This window comes from Paucibacter sp. KBW04, assembly GCF_003852425.1.
Taxonomy (GTDB): Bacteria; Pseudomonadota; Gammaproteobacteria; order Burkholderiales; family Burkholderiaceae_C; genus Paucibacter_A.
Genome location: NZ_QAJN01000010.1, coordinates 236,587 through 256,275, shown reverse-complemented (window position 1 = coordinate 256,275; position 19,689 = coordinate 236,587). Strand labels below are relative to the sequence as shown.

General features: G+C 66.0%; 13 protein-coding genes. 7 read left to right on the top strand and 6 right to left on the bottom strand.

The features are described from left to right. The first annotated feature begins 32 nt into the window (after nt 1–32). From DBR47_RS13140 to DBR47_RS13125, 4 genes are all read left to right on the top strand, one after another. On the top strand, nt 33–1,511 hold the full coding sequence (locus DBR47_RS13140; RefSeq protein ID WP_197047047.1) for an efflux transporter outer membrane subunit: 1,479 nt from the start codon (nt 33–35) through the stop codon (nt 1,509–1,511). Between the two features lie 49 nt (nt 1,512–1,560). Continuing rightward, entirely contained in the window at nt 1,561–2,838 is a 1,278-nt protein-coding gene (locus DBR47_RS13135; RefSeq protein WP_124450709.1) for an efflux RND transporter periplasmic adaptor subunit, read from the top strand. 8 nt (nt 2,839–2,846) lie between these two features. Further along, the gene (locus DBR47_RS13130) at nt 2,847–4,421 is read left to right on the top strand and encodes a DHA2 family efflux MFS transporter permease subunit (protein WP_305037016.1); all 1,575 of its coding nucleotides are present in this window, start codon (nt 2,847–2,849) and stop codon (nt 4,419–4,421) included. 141 nt (nt 4,422–4,562) lie between these two features. Beyond that, nucleotides 4,563–5,369: a GGDEF domain-containing protein gene (locus DBR47_RS13125; protein WP_124450707.1), complete on the top strand. Its 807-nt coding sequence runs from the start codon at nt 4,563–4,565 to the stop codon at nt 5,367–5,369. A 13-nt stretch (nt 5,370–5,382) separates the two neighbouring features. On the opposite strand, the gene DBR47_RS13120 is transcribed toward DBR47_RS13125, so the two are convergent. The 6 genes from DBR47_RS13120 to mutL all read right to left on the bottom strand — a co-directional run bounded on the left by DBR47_RS13120 (nt 5,383) and on the right by mutL (nt 14,586). After that, on the bottom strand, nt 5,383–6,504 hold the full coding sequence (locus DBR47_RS13120) for a lipocalin-like domain-containing protein (protein WP_124450705.1): 1,122 nt from the start codon (nt 6,502–6,504) through the stop codon (nt 5,383–5,385). Next, entirely contained in the window at nt 6,501–9,062 is a 2,562-nt protein-coding gene (locus tag DBR47_RS13115; protein WP_124450703.1) for an ABC transporter permease, read from the bottom strand. The genes DBR47_RS13120 and DBR47_RS13115 overlap by 4 nt, the downstream gene beginning before the upstream one ends. Then, nucleotides 9,059–9,736 (bottom strand): ABC transporter ATP-binding protein, encoded by a 678-nt coding sequence (locus DBR47_RS13110; protein ID WP_197047046.1) that lies wholly within the window; start codon nt 9,734–9,736, stop codon nt 9,059–9,061. Before DBR47_RS13110 ends, DBR47_RS13115 begins: the two co-directional genes overlap by 4 nt. Next, complete coding sequence (gene miaA, locus DBR47_RS13105; RefSeq protein ID WP_124451074.1) at nt 9,733–10,659, bottom strand: tRNA (adenosine(37)-N6)-dimethylallyltransferase MiaA; 927 nt, start codon at nt 10,657–10,659, stop codon at nt 9,733–9,735. Before miaA ends, DBR47_RS13110 begins: the two co-directional genes overlap by 4 nt. A 20-nt stretch (nt 10,660–10,679) precedes the next feature. After that, on the bottom strand, nt 10,680–12,530 hold the full coding sequence (locus DBR47_RS13100; protein ID WP_124450701.1) for a pseudouridine synthase: 1,851 nt from the start codon (nt 12,528–12,530) through the stop codon (nt 10,680–10,682). A gap of 61 nt (nt 12,531–12,591) precedes the next feature. Continuing rightward, a complete protein-coding gene (mutL, locus tag DBR47_RS13095) occupies nt 12,592–14,586 on the bottom strand; it encodes a DNA mismatch repair endonuclease MutL (RefSeq protein ID WP_124450699.1) in 1,995 nt (664 codons plus the stop codon). Nucleotides 14,587–14,656: 70 nt separating this feature from the next. Here mutL and DBR47_RS13090 point away from each other — a divergent pair, with 70 nt between their 5' ends. The 3 genes from DBR47_RS13090 to DBR47_RS13080 all read left to right on the top strand — a co-directional run bounded on the left by DBR47_RS13090 (nt 14,657) and on the right by DBR47_RS13080 (nt 19,493). Further along, entirely contained in the window at nt 14,657–15,310 is a 654-nt protein-coding gene (locus DBR47_RS13090) for a DedA family protein (protein ID WP_124450697.1), read from the top strand. Nucleotides 15,311–15,373: 63 nt separating this feature from the next. Then, nucleotides 15,374–16,015, top strand: a complete 642-nt coding sequence (locus tag DBR47_RS13085) for a VTT domain-containing protein (protein WP_124450695.1) — start codon at nt 15,374–15,376, stop codon at nt 16,013–16,015. Between the two features lie 28 nt (nt 16,016–16,043). Next, nucleotides 16,044–19,493: a S41 family peptidase gene (locus DBR47_RS13080; RefSeq protein ID WP_197047045.1), complete on the top strand. Its 3,450-nt coding sequence runs from the start codon at nt 16,044–16,046 to the stop codon at nt 19,491–19,493. Nucleotides 19,494–19,689: the final 196 nt, after the last annotated feature.

The window sequence follows — 19,689 nt, the reverse complement described above, 5'->3', positions numbered from 1 at the left end:
CGGACACGCCCTCTGCACAACCCCCGCTCTCCATGACGAAACCAGCCATGCCCATCGCCTCGCCCCCTCTCTCTCTCAAGCTGCCCTTGCTGATGCTGACGCTCGGTCTGCTGGGGCTCTCGGCCTGCGCGCCAGTGCCTACGCTCAAGCCCGGGGCCAGCCTTTTGCCGCCCGAACAGCTGGGGCTGAAGCAGGCGAAGGGCGAGCTCCAGCCCTTTGGTGCCGATGCCGCCAAGTCCTGGTGGACCCGTTTCAAGGACCCACAGCTGGACGCCTTGCTCGCCCGCGCCCTGGCGCAATCGCCCAGCCTGGCCCAGGTGCGCGCCCGGGTGGAGCGCGCCAGTGCCCTGGTGGAGAACGCTCTCGCCAGCGACAAGCCCCTGGTCGGTGCCGGAATGGACGCCACCTACCAACGCTACCCCGAGCACAGCCTTTATCCGCCACCGATCGCCGGCAGCCTGCGCACCATGGCCACGGTGCAGGCCGGCATCAGCTATGACTGGGACTTCTTTGGCCGCCATGAGGCCGAGCTGAACGCCGCCCTGGGTCAGGCCCGTGCGGCCGAGGCCGAGAGCGAGGCCGCCCAGCTGATGCTCGCGGCCCAGCTGACGCGCAGCTATCTCTCCCTGGCCCGGGTGCTGGCGCAAAAAGACTTGCTGGCTCAACAGCTGAGCCAGCGAGAGCAAAGCCTGGCCCTGGTGCGCCAGCGGGTGGCAGCTGGCCTGGACACCAGCTTGGAGCAGCGCACGGCCGAGTCCCCGCTGCCCGAGCTGCGCCGCCAAGCCTGGGTGCTGGATGAACAAGCCGCCTTGCTGCGCCAGCAATTGGCCAGTTTGAGTGCCCAGAGCGCCGAGCAGCTTGGGACGCTGAAGCCCGAGCTGCCCAAGCCGCTGAGCTTGCAAGCTGCCTCGAACGAGGGCCAGTCCCTGGGCCTGGATCTGCTGGGCCGTCGCCCAGATGTGGTGGCCGCCCGTTGGCGGGTGGAGGCCAGCACCCAGCAGCTGGCCTTGGCACGCTCGCAGTTCTATCCCAATCTGAACCTCTCGGCCTTTGCCGGCTTCAGTTCCATAGGCCTGGATCAGCTGCTCAAGGCCGGCAGCCTGCAATTCGGTTTTGGCCCCTCGCTGCGCCTGCCGCTCTTCGACACGGGCCGCCTGCGCGCCCAGTTCAAGGGCTCGGCGGCCGAGTTGGATGCCTCGGTCGCGGCCTATAACGCGGCGGTGCTGGAGGCGGTGCGCGAAGCCAGCGGCCAGCTCAGCAGCTTGCAGTCTTTGCAGCGACAGCAGCAGGAACAAGAAGCCTTGCTGGGCAATGCCCGCGCCTCCCGCGACCTGGTGGCCCAGCGCTTCAATGCCGGCCTGGGCTCCAAGCTGGCCTTGCTGAATGCCCAAGGCAGCGTCTTGCAGCAGGAGCGCCAAAGCCTGGAGCTGCGCGGCCAGACCCTGGAAGCGCAAGTGGGTCTGATCCGCGCCCTGGGTGGCGGCTGGCAAGACGCCGCCACGGCCCAGTGAACCAGTCTCACAAAAATCAATTCAAGAACACCTTCGACGAAAGCAGGCCATGAGCGCTTCTGAAACCAAAGACACGACCGCCGCCAAGGGCAACTCCCCCCGCAAAAAAGCCCTGACCGTGATCAGCTTGGCTGTCTTGTTAGGCCTGGGCGCCTACGGCGTCTATCAATGGGTGGTGGGCAGCCGGGTCGAGCAAACCGACAACGCCTACGTCAATGCCAATGTGGTGCAGATCACGCCCTTGGTGGGCGGCACGGTGCGCGCCATCCATGTGGACAACACCGACTTCGTCAAGGCCGGCCAGCCCCTGGTGAGCCTGGACCCGGCCGATGCCCGCGTGGCCCTGGAGCAGGCCGAGAGCCAGCTGGCCCAGACCGTGCGTGAGGTGCGCACCCTGTACGCCAATAACGCCACCCTGGCCTCGCAGATCCGCAGCCGCGAGGCCGATGTGCAGCGCGCCCAAAACGAGTTGGCCCGCCTGAACGCCGATGTGCAGCGCCGCGCGCCCTTGCTGGCCAGCGGCGCCGTCGGTCGCGAGGAGTTTGACCACGCCAATGCCCAGGTCAGCACGGCCAAGGCCGCCGTCACGGCAGCGCAGTCCGCCTTGCAAGCCGCGCAAGAACAGCTCTCCTCCAACCAGGTCCTGACCGATGGCACCAGTGTGGCCGAACATCCGAATGTGCAACGCGCCGCCGCCCGGGTGCGCGAGGCCTTTCTGGCCCAGCAGCGCACCGAGTTGCCAGCGCCGGTGGACGGCTGGGTGGCCCGCCGTAGTGTGCAGTTAGGTCAGCGTGTGGCCGCCGGTGCGCCGCTGATGGCCGTGGTCGGTCTGCAGCAGGCCTGGGTGGATGCCAATTTCAAGGAAGGCCAGGTCGCCAAGCTGCGCATCGGTCAAAAGGCCAAGCTGGTCGCTGATGTCTACGGCAACAAGGTCGAGTTCCAGGGCCAGATCGTTGGCCTGTCCGCAGGCACCGGCGCGGCCTTCGCGCTCTTGCCAGCGCAGAACGCCACCGGCAACTGGATCAAGGTGGTGCAGCGTGTGCCGGTGCGGATTGCGCTGGACGCCAAGCAGGTGGCCGAACATCCCTTGCGTGTGGGCCTGTCCATGAACGTCACGGTCGATGTGCAGGACCAGAGCGGCAAGAGTCTGGTGGAGGCCCAACGCAAGGAGCCGGCCGCCCAGACCGCGGTTTACGACCAGGCCAATGCCGCGGCTGACGCCGATGTGGCGCGGATCATCCGCGCCAATCTGGGCAGCCCTGCCAAGACCGTGAACAAGGCAATGAGCAAGGCCGCAAGCAAGCCTGCCACCCAGCCCCGCGCCTGAGCCTTGCCGTGAGCGCCCCTTCCAAAAACTTTGCCCCGCCCGAGCTGCCCGAGCCCTTGAAGGGCGGGCAACTGGTACTGGGCACGGTGGCCCTGTCCCTGGCCACCTTCATGAATGTGCTGGACTCGTCCATCGCCAATGTGTCCTTGCCGGCCATCTCGGGTGATCTGGGCGTGAGCCCGGTACAGGGCACCTGGGTCATCACCAGCTTTGGCGTGGCCAATGCCATCTCGGTGCCGCTGACCGGTTGGCTGACCCAGCGCTTTGGCGCGGTGCGCCTGTTCACCACCAGCGTGTTGCTATTTGTGCTGGCCTCATGGCTCTGCGGCTTTGCCCATTCGCTGGAGATGCTGGTGGCCTGCCGGGTGCTGCAAGGCCTGGTGGCCGGCCCCATGATTCCGCTCTCGCAAACCCTGCTCTTGGCCAGCTACTCGCGCGCCAAGGCCGGCACGGCGCTGGCGCTTTGGGGCATGACGACCCTGGTCGCGCCGGTGGTGGGGCCGCTCTTGGGCGGTTGGATCACCGACAACGTGTCCTGGCCCTGGATCTTCTACATCAATGTGCCGGTGGGCTTGTTCGCGGCCGCTCTGACCTGGAGCATTTACCGTGAACGCGAGACGGTGATACGCAAGCTACCCATAGACGGCGTGGGCCTGGCCCTGCTGGTGATCTGGGTGGGTGCCCTGCAAATCATGCTGGACAAGGGCAAGGAGCTGGACTGGTTCGCCAGCGGCGAGATCCAGATCCTGGCCTTGACGGCGGCCGTGGGCTTTGCCTTCTTCGTTGCCTGGGAGCTGACCGACGAGCATCCGGTGGTGGATCTGCGCCTGTTCGCGCGCCGCAACTTCGTCTTCGGTGCGGCCACGCTGTCGGTGGCCTACGGCCTCTTCTTCGGCAATGTGGTCTTGCTGCCGCTGTGGTTGCAGCAGTACATGGGCTATACCGCCACCGACGCCGGCATGGCCTTGGCGCCGGTGGGCGTGCTGGCGATTCTGCTCTCCCCCGTGGTGGGCAAAAACGTCGCCCGCTTTGACCCTCGCCTGATGGCCAGCTTCGCCTTTGTGATGTTCACCGTGGTGTTGGGCATGCGGGCCAACTTCACCACGCAGACCGACTTCGCGACCATCATGATCCCGACGATTCTGCAAGGTGCGGCCCTGGCCTTTTTCTTCATCCCGCTCACCACCTTGACCCTCAGCGGCATCACGCCCGACCGTCTACCGGCCGCCGCCGGCCTGTCGAACTTTGTGCGTATTACCGCCGGGGCCATGGGCACCTCCATCGCCACCACCTTGTGGGAGAGCCGCGCCACTCTGCATCACCAGCATATGGTGGAGGGCCTGAGCCTGGGCAACCCGATCGCGGGCGAGACCTTGGCGGGGCTGCGTGCGGCCGGTCTCAGCAATGAGCAGGCCTGGGCCCAGATCAACCGTTTGATCGATCAACAGGCCTTCACACGCGCGGCGGACGATATTTTTCTGGCCTCGGCCCTGATCTTTGTGCTCCTGATCGGCGCCATCTGGCTGACCCAAAGACCGCCCAAGCTGGCCGGCACCACGATAGACGCGGGCGGCGCTCACTGAGCTTGGCAGGGGGCGGCCCAACGGCTTGGCCCCTGCTTCCGACTCGGCTCAAACCCTGTCCCCGCTTTGGGGGGGTAGGGCCTCAACAGGGCTTGGACCATGGTGCAATAAGCGCACGGTGGTCGTTGAGGTTGTTGCGGAATGCGTCAAGAGTTGGATCCGCCGCGCTGGTTGTTGCGAGCGAGTGAATGGGTGCAGAAATTGGGGGCCAAGCCGGCCCTGCTGCTGTTCTGCCTGCTCAGTTTGCTGATCTCGCTGGCCTTGTCGCAGTTTGTGATTTCCCTGCTCGGTCAGGGCAATCGTTGGGTGGCGGCCGCTTGTGCCACCGTCTGTGCCCTGAGCTTCAGCCTGGCCCTGGGCCAGCTCAGCCTCAGCGCCCTGGACTATGCCCAGCGCTTGCAACGCAGCCTGAACCGCTACGGCACCCAAGACGAAGCGACCGGCGTTTTCAATCAACGACATTTTCTGGGCCTGGTGGAGCGCGAGTGCTCGCTGGCCCGGCGCTATGAGATGGACTGCGCCCTGGTCCTGATCGATGTGGATCATTTCCGCCGCGTCGGTCAGGCCTTTGGCCGATCTTGCGCCGAGATGCTTTTGCGCCAGATCGCCGAGGCGATTGCCGAGACCCTGCGCCAGGCCGACGTGCTGGCTCGCTACGGCGGCCAGGAGTTCATCCTCTTTCTGCCCCACACCGACCCGCTCGGCGCGCTGGATGTGGCCGACCGCATCCGTGAGCGAGTGGAAGGCCTGGACTTCGCCTGGAACGGCTACTTCATCCCCGTCAGTTGCAGCCTGGGTGTGGCGGCCTTGAGCCCGGCCAGCCTGAGCCTGGACCAACTCATCGTGCAGGCCGAATTGGCCCTGGATAAAGCCCGCAAGGCCGGTCGCAACTGCGTGCGCGCGGCCGAAAACTCACCGCCGGGCAAGCCGACGCACTTCAATTTCTGAGGCTCGGCTCGCTTCAGCCCAAGCGCATAGGACCGGCATAGCCCGTCATCTCCAGATAGCCCAGGCCCAGGGCCGGCGCCTGCTTGATTGAGGCCTCCGCGCGCAGGGCGGCCGCGCCTTCCCAGTAGCGCATGCCGGTGCTCAGGCGGGCATCCACCTCTTGCGCATCGAGCAGGGCATCCAGCCTGAACTCGCCCACCGGCGTACGCAGCCGCCACTCAACTGGGTAGCTGGCGGCGCTGCTCGGGCTGCGCCAATGCCGCAGGGCCTCCATCTGCAACTCATGCGGCGCGAAGTTGCGCGTCTGGCCCTGTGGGCTACGCCAGCTGCCGCCGCTCCAGAGCACCGAGCCGTCGGCCCGGCGCAGGCGAAACACCGTCAGGGCACTGCCGTCAAAGAGATTGAGGCCGGCCCAGTCCCAACCTACCGCTTGATCATGGGCCTGGTCCGCAGGGCCCAGCAGCTGATCGCTCCATTCCTGATCCAGCCATGACAGGCCTCGCAAGCGCTGCTCACGCCCGTCCAGGCGCAGCTTGGCCTGGGTTAGCAGCTGCACCTGGCTGTAGTAATGGCTGAACTGAGCGGCACCCGGCCCCTTTCTGGAAATGCCCTCATCACCCTGCAAGAGCGGCGGCTGCTGGCTTTGCAACTGCAGATCGAGGGCAAAGGCTTGGCTCTGGAAAAAAGCCTGGTAGCGGCTCAAGGCCGCCGACTCACCTGGCTCACGGCGCAGCCGCCAGTCGCGCATCTGCAGGCTGCAATCGGCCTCGCTGGCCTGGGCCAGGCCGGGCAGAACGCGGGACAGACGTTGGTCGTGCAGCAGCCGGCCTTGGCGCAAATCGCTCAAGGCCACATGGCCGATCATCAGCTGGCGGGCGGCCAAGGCGCTGGGGTGCTCCGCAGCGGCCGGGCCTTTGAGGCGGAAGAAGGTCAGCTGATAGCCAAACAAGGGCTGAGCCTGCGGGTCGGGCACCTGATCCTCGGCGAACAAGACCCCGGTCAGATACCACCACTCCAGGCGAGTCTGTGTATGGGCGCCGAAATCACGCGGGAACTGCAGTCTCGGGCTTTGGGCAGCGAGGCCGGGCCCAGCCGCCAGGGCGGCCAGGGCCAGCAGATGGCGGCGGGCGATCACCAGTCCTCCTTGACCGATTGCACGGCGGCGAAACTGGCGGCGCGGCGCCCGGCCAAGAGCGCCGCCACGACGCCGGCGGCAAACACGGCCAAGAGCAGGGCCAGCAAACGGGGCCAGGGCAGCGACATGTCCATGCTCCAGTGAAAGCTTTGCGGGTTCACCACCCAGATCAGCACCGCACTCAAGCCCAGGCCAAGCGCAAGGCCCGCCAAGCAGCCCACAGCGCAAAGCAAAGCGGACTCCAGCGTCAGCAGGCGCAAGACGCCCGCGCGGGTAAAGCCCAGATGCAGCAGCAGGCCGAACTCGCGCTTGCGCGCCAGCACCTGGGCCGACTGGCTGGCGGCGATGCCGAACAGGCCGATGGCCAGGGTGACGGCCTGCAGCCAGACGGTGACGGCAAAGCTGCGGTCAAAAATCTTCATGGACAGGGCGCGCAAATCCGCGCTGGCAGCGATCTCCACATCATCGCCCTGGGCGGCCAGGGCGCGCAGGGCGGGAATAGCGGCCTCGCTGTCCTGGCCCGGCGCCAGCCAGAGTTGCAACTCGGTGATGCGTGCATCCTGCGTCCAGGCCTGGTAGGCCGCCAGTGGCATCAGCAGCGCGCCGCTTTGGCGGGCATAGTCGCGCCAGATGCCGCGTACCTGCACCTGCAAGGGCGGCAGATCGGCGCGCAGGCGCAGCTCGGTCCTGTCGCCGGGCTGGAGTTGCAAGGTGTCGCGCAGAGCTTCGCTGAGGTAGACGGGGGTCAGGTCTTGCCCCCCGGCCTTGGGCGCCAGGGCTTGCGCCAGCGGTAACTGGTTTTCGTCGATGTCTCGCGCCAGCAGGGCAAAGCGCTGGCCTTGCATCAAGACCTCATCGCTGCGCTGCGGCGCGATGCGCTGGGCCAGGCCGCTGTTCTGCACGGCCGCCAGAAAGGCTGGTGGCAGCGGCGCGGACAGGCCCTCGGCAGCAGCACCGCTATTGACCCGCAGGCTGGAGCGCAGATAGAGATCGGCCGGCAGCATCTGGCTGAGCCAGAGGTTCAGGGAATCCCGAAAGCTGCCCACCATCACCAACATCGCGACCGACAAGGCCAGGCTGACCAGCACCCCGGCCAGGGCCCGGCGGGCCTCGCCCGCCTGGTCGCGGGCGCGCTCTTCCACCAGCAAGATCAAGGCATGGCGATCGGCGCCCGGCCAATGGCGCAGCAGGCCCAGGCTGGCGCGCAGCAAGGCCGGCACACAGGCGATGCCGCCCAGCAGCAGGCAGAGCATGCCTGCATAGGCCGCCCAGGGCAGCTCGGCGCCCGGCCAGGTATTCGGTAGCGGCGGCAGCAAGGCCAGGCCCAAGCCCAGGACGAGCAAGAGCGGGCCCAGCCAGTTCGGCAGCGGCACAGCGCTGTCTGCACCCAAGCCCTTGAGCACCTGGGCCACCGGCATGCGGCGCACGGCCAGAGCGGGCAGGGCGGCGCTGGCCAGACTGATCGCCAGGCCCAAGGCCCCAAACAGCAGGGCCGCCCCCCAAGGCAGCTGATGCAGGGCCAGGCCGGCGCTCATCTGCCCCAGGCCCAGATTGGCGCCTAACACCTGCAGGGCCAGCTGGGCCAAGCCCCAGCCCAGGGCCAGGCCCAGCAAGCTGCCCACGCTGCCCAGCAGCGCGGCCTCGATCAGCACCAGGCGGGCGCGCTCGGCAGCCGTCATGCCCAGCACGCCCAAGAGTGCCCATTGCGGCAGACGCTGGGCAACCGACAAAGACATCACCGCGAACACCAGGAAACTGCCGGTGAACAAGGCCATCAGCGAGAGCACCCCCAGATTGACCCGGTAGGCCTGGGTGATTTGGCTCAGGCGCTGCGCTTCATCCGGCGGCGGCGCGGCGCTGAAGCCCGGCGGCAGGGCTTGGCCGGCCAGCCATTGCCTGGGGCTGAGGCCGGCGCTCAAGCGAATGTCCACCCGGTCCAGCCGGCCCAGCTTGCCCAGCAAAACCTGGGCTGCCGCGATGTCCAGCACCGCCAGCGGCGCACCCGCTGCCGCGTTGCCGGGGCCGATCTGAAACACCTGGCTTTGTGCCTGACCCGTGGCCACGCTGGCGGCGCGCAAGCCCAGGCTGGGCGCCTGGGCTTCGAGCTTTTTCTGTGCGGCCGGGTTGAGGGAAATCTGCGCGGGGTCCAAGCCGCCCAGCAAGCTGGCCCCTCCCGCCTGCGGCAACAGGGCCGGATTGAGGGCCGCGCCTTGCAGCACATCCCAGCCGATCAGACGCAAGCTGAAGGGCTTGCCCTGCGCGTCTTGCGCCAGGGCCTGGCCTTCGATGATGGGGGAGGCCAGGGCCACGCCGGGATCGGCGGCGATCTTGAGGTAGAGCGACTCCGGCACGCCCTCGCCGGTATTGCCGCGCAAGACCAGATCGGGCTTGCCCTGCAGGCTGGCCGCTGCACTGCCGAACTCGGCCAAGGCCGTGCTATTGAGCAGGTGGACGGCTAGGCCCAAGGCCACGCCCAGCACAATCGCCAGCAAGGCCAAGAGCTGGCGCCCGGCCTGGTGGCGCAAGGCCGGCCAGGACAGTTGGGCAAACCAGTTCAATGAGCGGAGGATGCCGGTAGATGCCACGGATTCAGGCCTTGCTCGTCCAGGCGCAGGGCGCGATCGGCGCGGGCGGCGGCCAGCTCGGAATGAGTCACCAGCACGCAGGCCGCCCCTTCGGCCCGCACCTGATGCAGCAGCAAATCCAGCACCTCGCGGGCATGGCGGGCGTCGAGATTGCCGGTGGGCTCGTCCGCCAGGATCAGGGCCGGCTTGTGCACCAGGGCGCGGGCGATGGCCACCCGCTGCAGCTGGCCGCCCGAGAGTTGGCGCGGCATGCGCTGGCCCAAGCCGTCCAAGCCCACGGACGCCAATATGGCTTGCACGCGCGCCGGGTCGGGCCGCTGCAAGAGCAGCAAGGGCAGGGCAACGTTCTGCGCCACGCTCAAATGCGGCAGCACATGAAATGCTTGAAACACAAAGCCCAGCTTGGCGCGGCGCATACGGGCCAGACCTGCTTCGCCCAAGCCATGCAAGACCTGACCCTCGATCATGATCTCGCCGCTATCGGGCTCATCCAGCCCAGCCAGGCAGTTGAGCAGGCTGGACTTGCCACTGCCCGACTCACCCAACAAGGCCACCAACTCACCGCGCTGCAAGTCCAGATTCAGGCCCTGAAACACCGGCGTCTCACCGTAGGACTTGGCCAGACCCTGGGCGCGCAGCACGCTCATGCTTGCAGCAACCTCTGCACGGCAGCCAGCAGATGCAGCTGCGCTTGAGGGTGATCGCAGTCAATCACCTGGCGCTGCGGCATGCTGCGCAACCAGGTCAGCTGGCGTTTGGCCAGCTGGCGGGTGGCGGCGGCGCCGCGTTCTTGCAGGGGCTTGAAATCGGCGCTGTCCAGCGCTTCCCAGGCCTGGCGATAGCCCACACAGCGCATGGAGGGCAGGTCCAGGCTCAAGTCACCGCGAGCGCGCAAGCGCTTGACTTCTTCGACCAGGCCGGCCTCCAACATCTGCGCGAAACGCTGATCCAGGCGCTTGTGCAACCAGGCGCGGTCTTGCGGCTCCAGCGAGAGCAGGGGCCAGTCCACGCCCTCGCTGCGGCATTGGTGCAGCTCGCTCATGGGCTTGCCGCTCAGGAGGCAGACCTCCAGCGCCCGCTGGATTCGCTGCGAGTCCCCGGGCGCCAGGCGGGCCGCCGTGATGGGGTCAAGTCTTGCCAGCTCGGCATGCATGGCCGGCCAACCTATCTCGGCCGCCTGGGCATCGAGCTTGTGGCGCAAGGCCTCGTCGGCCTGGGGCATCTCGCTCAAGCCCTCGAACAAGGCCTTGAAGTAAAGCATGGTGCCGCCCACCAGCAAGGGCAGGCGGCCTCGGGCCAGGATTTCGTCCGCCAGCTGCCGGGCCGAGGCCACGAACTGGGCGGCCGAATAGGCCTCGGTGGGCTCGATGATGTCGATCAAATGATGCGGCACGGCGGCCAATTCCGCCGCCGTGGGCTTGGCCGTGCCGATGTCCATGCCCCGATACACCAGGGCCGAATCCACGCTGATGATCTCCACCGGCAGCAGCTCGGCCAGGGCCAGGGCCGCTGCGGTCTTGCCCGTGCCGGTTGGACCGGCCAGGCAGATCGGACTCTTAAAAACCGGGATCAGAGTCAATTCTCCCGAGCTCAATCAAAACGCTCCCAAGGCGTCAGGAAGCGCCACTGGCCGACCGGCAGATTGCCCAGATTGATGCGGCCGATGCGTACACGCTTCAGGCCCACCACCTTGAGCCCCACCTGCTCGCACATGCGGCGGATCTGGCGCTTGCGGCCTTCACGCAGCACAAAACGCAGCTGGTCGTCGTTTTGCCAACCGACCTTGGCAGGCTTGAGTTGCACACCGTCCAGCTCCAGGCCGTGGTTGAGCAAGGCCAGATCGGCGGCGGGCAGCTGGCCACTGGTCGGGCCGTCTTTCAACTCGGGCGCGGGGCCTTGGCCGTCGCGGCCGTGGTACTCGACCCGCACCAGATATTCCTTCTCGACCGCCGACTCTTCACCGATCAAAACCTTGGCGACGCGACCGTCCTGCGTCAGCACCAGCAAGCCGGTGGAGTCGATGTCCAGGCGGCCCGCAGGCGCCAGGCCGCGGGTGTGGCCGATGTGGTACTTGATGCCGGAGCTGTCTTCCGCCCAGTGGTTCTCGCTGCGGATCAGCACCGAGGCGGGCTCATAGCCGTCTTCGGCCTGGCCGGAAACATAGCCTATGGGCTTGTTGAGCAAGATGGTGACGCGCTGAGCTTGCTGCTTGTGCGCCAGCGGGTCGATCTCGATCTTGGCGTCGGGTGAGACGCGTTGGCCCAGAATGGCTAACTTTCCGTCCACACGCACCCAGCCGGCCGCGATCCACTCGTCGGCTTCGCGACGCGAGGCCAGGCCCAGCACCCCCATCTGCTTGGACAGGCGCACACCCTCGGCATTGGCATTGCTGCCAAAGCCGTGGCCGTAACCCTGCTTCACATCGTCTTCGTCATCATCGTCGTGCTCGTCACCGAGCTGGCGGGCCAGCTTGGCGGCGGCTTCACGCAGATGGGCAGGCAGGTTCTGGCCGGCTTGTTCGGCTGCGCGGTTGTAGCCCGGGCCGCGTGCATCACGCGGGCCAAGGCCCGGCTGGCCTTGGTAAGGGCGGGGGCCGGAGGAGCGGCGTTGATCCTGGCGCTGGTCGCGGTAAGCGTCCTGGCGCGGCTGACCCTGGCCTTGCCAAGAGCCTTGGCCGCGATCAGCTTGCTGATAGGGCGGGCGCTGCTCGCGCGAGTCATAGCGCGAATCCTGGCGCGGGCCGCCACGATCATCGGGAGCGCGGCGCGGACCTTGTTGGCCGTAAGCCGGGCGGCGCTCATCACCGCGCGGGCCGTAGCCGCCGGGGCCACGGGAGTCGCGGTTGTCGCGGCCATCGCGGGAGTCACGCGAAAAGCGAGGATCGCGTGAGGGCTGATGTTCTTGCGGCCGACCTTGGTAGCCGCCTTGATCGCGGCGGGGCTCATAGCCACCGCGGCCTTCGCCACGGTTGTCATTGCGCCCTTCAAAGCGGGGCTCTTGATGGCGATGCTCAGGGCGGCTCTCATGCCGACCTTCGAATCGACCTTCGTAGCGCGGGCCATCCTGGCGCGGGCCGTCTTGACGCCAGCCTTCGCGCGAGGGCGGGCGTTGGCCTGGGCCGCGTGCGTCAGGGCGAGCATTGCGTGCATCACGTGAGTCACCACGCGGGCCGCCGGCAAAGCCAGGGCCACGGCCGCGATCATTCCCACGTTCATTGCCGCGATCGGGGCCGCGCTCGCCCGAAAAACCGCCGCGTGCCGGGCGGCTTTGCTCGTACTGGGCCTGGCGTTGCTCGCGCTCCGTCTTGGCAGCTTCCAAGCTTTGGCGCGGGCGTGACACGCCTTTGCCGCGGATGGGCGCACGGCGCTCACCCTCGGCGTTGCGATTGCTGGAACCGGGCGGGCCTGCATTCTTCTTTTTATTCAACTTTAAAGTGGCCATCGTGCCTCCGGGGATTCCATTCACCAACAAAACAAGCCGTGAGACGCTGAGCAATTAACGCTCAACGCCCACGCAAAAACAGCGCGTCCAACTCACGCATGGTGAGTTGGCGCCAGGTCGGCCGACCATGATTGCATTGATCGGCCCGTTCCGTGCGCTCCATATCGCGCAAGAGCGCATTCATTTCATCCAGGGTCAGCTGGCGGTTGGCGCGCACGGCGCCGTGACAGGCCATGGTGGCCAGAATTTCATGCTGCGCCCGCTCGATGGCATGGCTGGCCTCGAACTGCGAGAGCTCGGCCAGCACATGGCGGGCCAACTCCACCACATCACCTCCGGCCAGCGCAGCCGGACGGGCGCGCACCGCCAGTACCTTGGCCGACAGCGGCGCCACATCCAGGCCCAGTCGGGCCAGGGTTTCGGCATGGGCCTCGGCCGCGGCAATCTCTTGCGCCGTGGCAGCAAAGGTGACGGGGATCAGCAGGGGTTGCGATTCAATCGCCTTGGCGGCCAAGCTGGCCTTCAGGCGCTCGTAAACCACCCGCTCGTGCGCGGCATGCATGTCCACAACAATCAGCCCCAGGGCGTTCTCGGCCAGGATGTAGACGCCCTGGATTTGCGCGACAGCGCGGCCCAGAGGCCAGTCATGCTGGGGCAGGGTTTGATGGGGCAGTGGCGCCGGGACAGGCGCTGCATTGACCTCGGCGCTGCGCAGCATTTCACCGCTGTAATCGCGCCCACCGTAGAGCGTGGCCACCTCGGCCAGGCCTAAGGAGGCTTGGCTGCTGGCGGGGATGGGGGCTTGCCAAGTGCTGGCACCTGGGCCGTAGCTTGGCGGCGTGCGCTCGGCGGCCGTGCCGGCTTGGAACCAGGCCGGTGGATTGCCCGGCGAGGGGCGGTTGCCTTCCACCTGGGCGGCGGCCTGCTGGGCCTCTTGCATGGCGCTGAGCCCCGCGGGGGCGGCATTCTCAGCGGCGGCCGAGCGCGACAAGGCCAGCGCGTCCTGCACCGCATAACGCACTTTTTGGTGGATCTCGCGGCCATCGCGGAAACGCACCTCGATCTTGGTGGGATGCACATTCACATCCACCCGGTCGGGCGCGATCTCGATGAAGAGCACATAGCAGGGCTGGCGGTGGCCGTGCAACACGTCCTCATAGGCCGAGCGTATGCCGTGGGCGATCAGCTTGTCGCGTACATAGCGGCCGTTGACGTAAACGTACTGCATGTCCGCCCGGCTGCGCGCCGCCTCGGGCAGGCCGGCGCGACCGTAGATGCGCAAGGGGCCGCTCTCGGCATAAACGGGCCGGCTCTCGGCTATAAAGTCTGCGCCCAGCACATCATTCAAGCGGGCTTCAGACGTATTCGCTCGCCACTGCTCCACCAGCTTGCCTTCATGCCAGATGGCGAAGCCCACATCGGGCCGGGCCAGGGCGTGGCGGCGCACCGCTTCCACGCAATGCGCCAGCTCGGTGGCGTCGGTCTTCAAGAATTTGCGGCGGGCCGGGGTGCTGAAGAAAAGCTCGCGCACCTCCACGCTGGTGCCGCGCGAACGGGCCGCGGGCTGCAGCTCGCCGCTGCGAGCGTCCAGCCGGTGGGCATGGGGCGCGCCCTCAAAGCGGCTGAGCACGGCCATCTCGGCCACCGAGGAGATGGCGGCCAAGGCCTCACCCCGGAAACCCATGGTGGCCACCGACTCCAACTCGTCCAGCGAGCGGATCTTGCTGGTGGCATGGCGCTTCAAGGCCAGGGGCAGTTCCTCCATGGGGATGCCCAGGCCGTCGTCCTCCACCACGATGGCGCGCACGCCGCCGGCCATCAGCTTGAGCTGGATCTGGGTGGCCCCGGCGTCCAGGGCGTTGTCCACCAGTTCGCGCACCACCGAAGCCGGGCGCTCCACCACCTCGCCGGCGGCGATCTGACTGATCAACTCATCGGGAAGTTCGCGGATGGCGCGGCGCTTTGGCGCAATTTCGGACGTGGAGGTGCCGGGGTTTGCGGGCGCGCTGCTGGGGGGAGGGGTCGGCGTGGAATGCACGGCGGAGGAAACGTCCATGTGCGTATTGTAAGAAGGCTGGCGGGTCTGGCTCTTTCGGCCATGCGCACAGCGGCCATAATCCGCCGCCATGGAACTCATCAGCTTCTTCATCGACTTCATCGTCCACGTCGATCGGCACATCGCCGATTTTGTTCAGACCTATGGCATGTGGGTCTACGCCTTGCTGTTTTTGATCGTGTTTGTGGAGACGGGACTGGTCGTCATGCCCTTCTTGCCGGGCGACTCCTTGCTCTTCGTTGTGGGCACTTTGTGCGGTGCCGGGCTGATGAATCTACCGCTGGCCATCGCCGTGCTGCTGGTGGCGGCCATCCTGGGCGACCAGTGCAATTACGGCATCGGCCGCTACTTCGGCCCCAAAGTATTTAAGTGGGAGCAGTCGCGCTTTTTCAATCGCCGCGCTTTTGATACGGCGCACGAGTTCTACGAGCGCAATGGTGCCGTCACCATCATCATTGCCCGCTTCATGCCTTTTGTGCGCACCTTCGCGCCCTTTGTGGCCGGTGTGGCCGAGATGGACCGCAAGAAGTTCACCCTCTACAACGTGGTCGGCGCCTTGCTGTGGGTGGTGGGCATCACGGTGATGGGCTATGCCTTCGGCAATCTGCCCTGGGTGAAGGACAACCTGGAAAAAATCATCTGGGCCATGATCATCATCCCGGGCCTGATCGCCATCATCGGCGGCTGGCGGGCAGGGCGGCAAAAAACTCAGCAAGCCGAATAAAAGACCTAAAGAGCTTGGCTACAGTCGGGCATCTTTCACTGCTTACACGGAAGCGCTGCCCGCATGGAAGTCCTCGCCAGTTTCTTCGACACGCTAGTGCATGCGGACCGGCATCTGGCCGACTTCGTGGCCCTGTATGGCAACGGCATCTACGCCCTGCTGTTTCTGATCATCTTTGTCGAGACCGGTTTGGTCGTCATGCCCTTCTTGCCGGGCGACTCCCTGCTCTTCATCGTCGGCACGCTTTGCGGGGCCGGGCTTTTGCATCTGGGCACCGCGCTCACGGTGATGCTCGTGGCGGCGGTGGCCGGCAACCAGACCAATTACAGCATCGGCCGCTTCTTCGGCCCCAAGGTCTTTCAGTGGGAAAGCTCGCGCTTTTTCAACCGCGAGGCCTTTGACCGCGCCCATGATTTTTATGAGCGGCGCGGCGGCATCGCTCTGATCTTGGCCCGCTTCGTGCCCTTCGCCCGCACCTTTGCGCCCTTTGTGGCCGGGGTGACGGCCATGACTCGGCGCAAGTTCACCTTCTACGACATCAGCGGCGCCTTGCTCTGGATAGGCAGCGTCACGCTGACCGGTTATGTGTTCGGCAATGCGCCCGTGGTCAAAGCGCATCTGCAACTGATTTTCTGGACCATGATTGCCATACCCGGCTTGCTGCTCTTGCTGGGCTTTGTGCGCGGCAAAAAGAGCAAGGCCTGAAGCGACAAAAAAAGGGAGACGATTCGCGATGAAAAAAACCAAGAACAAGCACATGCTCAGCCTGGGCTTGGCCGCCACGGTTTGCTTGGGCGGCGGCGCTGCCTGGGCTGCGCCTAGCGCCAGCGCGGCCGATGCCGCAGCCAGCGCCGGCAGCCAGCTGCTGCGCCAGCCCTCGGTCTCGGCCCAACACCTGGCTTTTGTCTATGGGGGCGATATCTGGGTCAGTGATCGCAATGGCCAGAATGCACGCCAACTGACCCAGCATGCGGCAGCCGAGTTCGCGCCTGCCATCTCGCCGGATGGGCGCTGGATCGCCTTCTCCGCCGCCTACGACGGCAATACCGATGTCTATATGATGCCCATCAGCGGCGGCCAGGCGCGCCGCCTGACTTGGCACCCGGCGGCCGATGTGGTGAACGGCTGGAGCCCGGACGGCAAGAAGATTCTGTTCGCCTCCAATCGCGAGGTCGCCAATAACCGCAGCAATCAGCTCTTCGAGGTGAATGCGGAAGAGGGGGCGGTCTCGGTGTTCGAGCAAAAGGTGATGGAGGCCGTCGCCTACGAGGGCGCTTGGTCACCCGACGGCAAACGCCTGGCCTACCGCCCCTATAAACAAGCCTATAACGGCGCCTCGGGTTGGCGCCAGCATCGCGGCGGCACCACGCCGCCGATCTGGATCATCGACCCGGCCACCCAGCAGCTGGAGGCCGTGCCCCATGTCAACGCCAGCGACATCAACCCGCTGTGGGTGGGGCAGGAGCTGGTCTTCATCTCCGATCGTGCCGACGGCGCGGCCAATCTTTTCGCCTACAACACCGTCAGCAAGGCCTTGCGCCAGCTGACCCGTCAGACGCAATGGGATGTGCGCAGTGCCTCCGCTTACGGCAGCCAAGTCGTCTACGAATCCGCCGGACTCCTGCATGAGTTGGATCTGAGCAGCGGCCAGAGCCGCTTGCTCAATATCCAGCTCAAGCCCAATAGCCCGCAGACCCGCACGCAGTGGAAGGACGCCTCCCGCAGCATCGAATCGGCCCAGCTCTCGGCCACCGGTAAACGGGTGATCGTCAGCGCCCGTGGCGATGTCTTCATGCTGCCGGTCAAGGACGGTTCGGTGCGCAACCTGACCGAAAGCGCGGGCGTGCGCGAGAAAGACGCCTTGGGCAGCCCGGACGGCCTGCGCGTGGCCTATATCTCGGATGAGGCTGACCGCAGCAAACAACACAGTGCCGCCGATGGCGCTGGCCGCCAGCACCATATCGTGCTGCGCGACCAGGCCGGCCTGGAGAAACCCAAGCGCTTCGCCCTGGGCAAGAACGGCTACTTCACCCTGCTGGCCTGGTCGCCGGATGGACAGCGCCTGATCTACCAGGACAACCACCTCAATCTCTACAGCCTGAGCCTCAGCCCCGCCGTGGGCGCCAGCGGTTTTGGCACGGCCCAGCGCATTGCCAGCAGCCCGCGGCGCGGCCCTTTCGACGTGGCTTTCTCGCCCGACAGCCGCTGGCTGGCCTTTACCGTGCGCGGTGAAAACCACTTCAGCCAGATCCGTCTGCACGAGTTCGCCAGCGGCAAGGAGATCGCGGTGGGGGACGGTCTGGCCCATGCCAGCAACCCTGTATTCTCGAGCAATGGCGAGGCCCTGTACTTCACCGCCTCGACCAACTCAGGCCTCACCCAGGTCGGCCTGGACATGTCCACCCGCGAGCGCCCGCAGCGCTTGGGGCTTTACGCCGCCGTGTTGGCGGCCGATGGCAAGTCACCCCTGCTGCCCAAGAGCGGGGATGAAACCGCTGCCAAGAAAGACGCCGAGAAAAAAGAGGCTGAGAAGAACAGCAACAAGGACACTGGCAAGCCTGCGGACGAGAAGGATGCAGGCAACAAGCCCGCCAAATCAAGCAAGCCCGCCAAGCCCACCCGTGTGGACGCGCATGGCCTGAACGATCGCATCGTGGGTCTACCCCTGCCGGAGCGCAATTACGCGGCCCTGAGCGTGGCCGCCGATGGTGCCTTGTTCTATCTGGAGCAAGGCCAAGCCGGTGCCAGCCTGGACGCGCCAGAAAAGCGCGGGCAAGAAGGCGCCGCACTCTACCGCTTCGACTTCGAGGAACGCGAGGCAAAATCCCTGCGCCAAGGCCTGGAAGGCTATGAGATCAGCCCCGACGGCAAAAAGCTGCTGCTGCACACCGCCAAGGGCGGGCTGGAGGTGGCCGACGCAGGCGCAAAGCTCGATGCCAAGCCGGTGGACACCGCGCCCTTGCGCATGCGGGTGAATCCGCGTGAAGAATGGCGCCAGATCTTTGACGAAACCTGGTGGATGGAGAAGGAGTTCTTCTACGACCCCAAGCTGCACGGCCTGGATTGGGAGGCTGTCTACGCCCGCTACCTGCCCCTGCTGGACCATGTGCAAACGCGCGAGGATTTGAACGACTTGCTGGTCGAGATGATTGCCGAGTTGCAGGTCGGCCATAACCGGGTGGGCGGTGGCGATGTGCACCAGGAAGCCAAGGTGGCCGTGGGCCTGCTGGGCGCCGACTTCCGGGTTGAAGGCGGCTACTACCGCATCAGCAAGATTTACGGCGGCGACCGCTGGAACCCCTTTATGAAGGCGCCGCTGGCCACGCCCGGCCTGGGTGTGAAGCCGGGCGACTATCTGATGGCCATCAACGGCCGGCCGCTGGACGCCAAGCAAAATCTGTTTGCCTTGCTGGAAAACACGGCGGGCAAGCAGCTGACCCTGAGCATCGCCAGCGAACCTAGCGCCAAGACGCCGCGTCAGGCCGTGGTCGTGCCGGTTACCAATGAAGCGAGCCTGCGTCGCTGGGACTGGATTGATCGCAACCGCCAGTATGTCGATGCACAGAGCGGCGGCCGCCTGGCCTACGTCTATCTGCCCGACACGGCGGACGAGGGCTTCACCTTCTTCAACCGCATGTTCTTCGCCCAGATCGGCCGCGAAGGCATCATCGTTGACGACCGCCGCAACGGTGGCGGCCAGGCCGCCAACTATGTGCTGGATGTGCTGAGCCGCCCCTATCTGTCCAGCTGGAAGGACCGTGATGGCCTGGTCTACGACACACCGGGCGGCGCTATCTACGGCCCCAAAGCCATGCTGATCGACCAGGATGCCGGCTCCGGTGGCGACTTCCTGCCCTATGGCTTCAAGCGGCTGGGTCTGGGCCCCTTGATCGGCAAGCGCACCTGGGGTGGCCTGATCGGCATCTCCGCCAACCCGCCCTTGATCGACGGCGGCAATGTGGTCGTGCCCTTCTTCCGCTTCTACACGCCGGACGGCGAATGGCGAGTCGAGAACGAAGGCGTGGCCCCGGACATCGAAGTCGAATTGGACCCCTTGCAGGTCAACAAGGGCCGCGACAGCCAGCTCGACGCCGCCATCGCTAACGTCCTGGAGCGACTGAAGACCTACAAGCCGGTGCAGCGCAAGACGGCGCCGGCGATGCCGACGGAGTTGGGCAAGTAGGCCTGCCTAGAGCGGCTCAAGCAGCATCTTGAAGCTCGATGGTGGTGCCTGGGCCCAGAAAGTTATGACTCGTTGCCGCCAGCCCAATGGGCCGCGCTCAGCGCCATGCAGATAAGACTTGAGGTTCGATTTGGATTTTGATTTTTCCCCTTTGATTGGCTTCGCGCCATTGCTTGTTATTTTGGTGCTATGGCTC